The following is a 2,627-nucleotide window of genomic DNA, read 5'->3' as shown; positions in this document are numbered from 1 at the left end:
CCCCGCCCCCGTCCGGGAGCCCGCTCACATGGACCCTGCCGTCCGGCTCGCCTCCGCCGTCGCCGACCCCGTCGTCAGCCAGTTCCTGCTCCCCGTGGAGGCCACGCCCGACAAGGCGCAGGCCGAGGGGGAGCTGCTGGCGCGGCTGGTCTCGTTCCGGGGGGAGGCGCCGCCGCTGAGCTACGCGTCGCTGCTGTCGCTCGCCGAGGAGCTGGTGAGTCTGACGGCGCCCGCCCACCGGCTCCCCGCCAGGGACGAGACGCCGGTCGCCGCGGTGCTCTCGCGCATGTTGTGGATCATCGGTGAGCTGGACATCACCGACGTGCAGGCGGTACGGCTGGGTCCGCAGGATTACGCGCGGCGGCTGCGCTCCGCGGTGCCGGGCGCCGACCGGGAACTGAACCCGGACGCGGCCTGGTTCCACGACCGGCTGCTGGTCACCGTCTGCCTGCACCTGCTGCACCACCTGATCCGCCGCTCCCCCGTCCTGGTCGAACACATGCCTGAACGCGCACACCGGATACGCCAGTTGATCGACCTCAACGACGTCGAAGCCGTGCGCGGACGCCCCGAGCCGTCCGCCGCCGACGCCGAGTTCGAGATCCGGTACGCCCGCTCCGTCGCCGAGGAGTACGACCGGGTCACCATCCACGGCATCGACCTGCCGAATCCGAACACCCCCGACAGCTGGTCGCTGGACGCCACCTACCTCAGCCTCAGCGCCGAGTTCGACAACCCGCAGCGGCGGGCCGAGATGGGCGACGAGGACAGCGGCGAGCCCGTACTGGCGGCCGACAGGGCGCTCGGCGGACACGAGAGGGTCCTGCTGCGCGGCGTGGCGGGCTCCGGCAAGACGACACTGGTGCAGTGGCTCGCCGTCGCCACGGCGCGGGACGTGCTGCCGGCCGAACTCGCCTCGCTCCGCGGCCGGATACCGCTCGTCCTGCCGGTGCGCCGCTTCGCGCGCGAGGGCTTCCCCTCCCCCGACGACTTCCTGCACGCCGTCCGCCACCCGCTCGCCGACGAGGCACCCGACGGCTGGGCGGCACGCGTCCTGACCGAGGAACGGGGCCTGCTCCTGGTCGACGGCATCGACGAGGCCCCCGAGTCCGAACGCGCCGCGCTCCGCGACCAGCTGCGCCGCCTCATGCGCATCTACTCGGGCAACTTCTGCCTCGTCACCGCCCGCCCCTCGTCCGTGGAGGCGAACTGGCTGGCGGACGAGGGCTTCGACGAGCTGACCCTCGCGCCGATGAGCCGGGACCAGGTCGCCACCTTCATCACCGCCTGGCACGCGGCAGCCGCCGACGACGAGGGAAAGGACCACCAGCTGCTGGCCGAGTACCGGGACCGGCTGCTGGCCTCCATCCCCCTCTACCGCGAACTGCGCGGGCTGGCCACCAACCCGCTGATGTGCGGACTGATCTGCGCTCTCAACCGCGACCGCTCCGGCTCCCTCCCGCACGGCCGCAAGGAACTGTACGAAGCGGCGATGGAAATGCTGCTCCAGCGGCGCGACCCCGAACGCCGGGTGCTGTACGCCGACGCCGTCAAGCTGCGGCGCGGCGCCCGCGAGCGACTGCTGCGCAAGCTCGCCTTCCGGATGCTCGTCGAGCGGCGCGCCGAGATGGCCATGGACGACGCGCTCGAGGAGATCTCCCGCAACCTTCCGGCCATCCCCTCCACGGCGGGCCAGGGCCGCCCCGAGGACATCTTCAACCACCTGCTGCTGCGTACCGGACTGCTGCGCGAGCAGGCCGACAGGTCCGTGGAGTTCGTCCACCGCACCGTGCAGGACTACCTGGCCGCCAAGGAAGCCGTCGAGCAAGGCGCCTTCGACCTGCTTCTCGACCACGCCCACGAGACCGAGTGGGAGGAAGTCATCCGCATGTCCGTCGCCCACGCACGCCCCGCGGAGTGCGCGCGGCTCCTCGGCGGGCTGCTGGCGCCAGGACGCAAGGGCATGCAGCGCAACCGGCGCCGCCTGCTGGCGGCGGCCTGCCTCGAACACGTCACCGAACTCGACCCCGACACCCACGCCCGTATCCGACGCGAGACGCGCAACATGGTGCGGCCGACGACCGTGGAAGCCGCCCGCAGCCTCGGCTGGGTGGGCCCCATAGTCCTGGAGATGCTCCCCGACCCCACCCACGTCACCGACCGCGAGGCCCACCGGCTCGCCGTCACCGTCACCCGGATCAACGACGACGCCGCCGTCCACTACCTCGCCCAACTGCGCAACCGGGCCTCCCTGCAGCTGCGGGCCGAGCTCGCGCGCGGGTGGCACAACTTCGACACCGACCGGTACGCGGACGAGATCATCGGGCACCTCGACCCCGAGGGGCTGTACTACCCCGTTTCCGACCGGTTCGAGCTCGCCGCGCTGCGGAAACTCGGCGGCAGGGCCCGCGTACAGATCGTCGGGCCCTTCACGCCCGACGAACTGCTGGAGGGGCTCGTCCGCGAGCAGCTCACCCACCTGTGGCTCGCCTACGACCTCGGCGTCCCCATGGGGTGGCTCGCCGCCTTCCCCCAGCTGACGACCCTGCGGGTCAATCCGCGGCTACCCCGGGTCAGCGGCGTCCCGGAGGGCATCCGCATCCTGTCGTAGCCCCGCCGTCCCTGGC

Annotated in this window: 1 protein-coding gene; it reads left to right on the top strand. The window is 72.2% G+C overall.

Annotation, left to right across the window (positions count from 1 at the left end):
• The first annotated feature begins 28 nt into the window (after window positions 1–28).
• On the top strand, window positions 29–2,611 hold the full coding sequence (locus tag AB8Z75_RS33665; protein ID WP_369208744.1) for an NACHT domain-containing NTPase: 2,583 nt from the start codon (window positions 29–31) through the stop codon (window positions 2,609–2,611).
• Window positions 2,612–2,627: the final 16 nt, after the last annotated feature.

This window comes from Streptomyces sp. PU-14G (assembly GCF_041028275.1).
Taxonomy (GTDB): Bacteria; Actinomycetota; Actinomycetes; order Streptomycetales; family Streptomycetaceae; genus Streptomyces.
Note: the sequence above shows the minus strand (reverse complement) of the source record. Positions and strands in the feature narration are given on the sequence as shown.

Excerpts from the sequence above, each read along its gene's own strand:
- AB8Z75_RS33665 (WP_369208744.1), top strand. The coding sequence starts at position 29 with ATGGACCCTGCCGTCCGGCTCGCCTCCGCCGTCGCCGACCCCGTCGTC.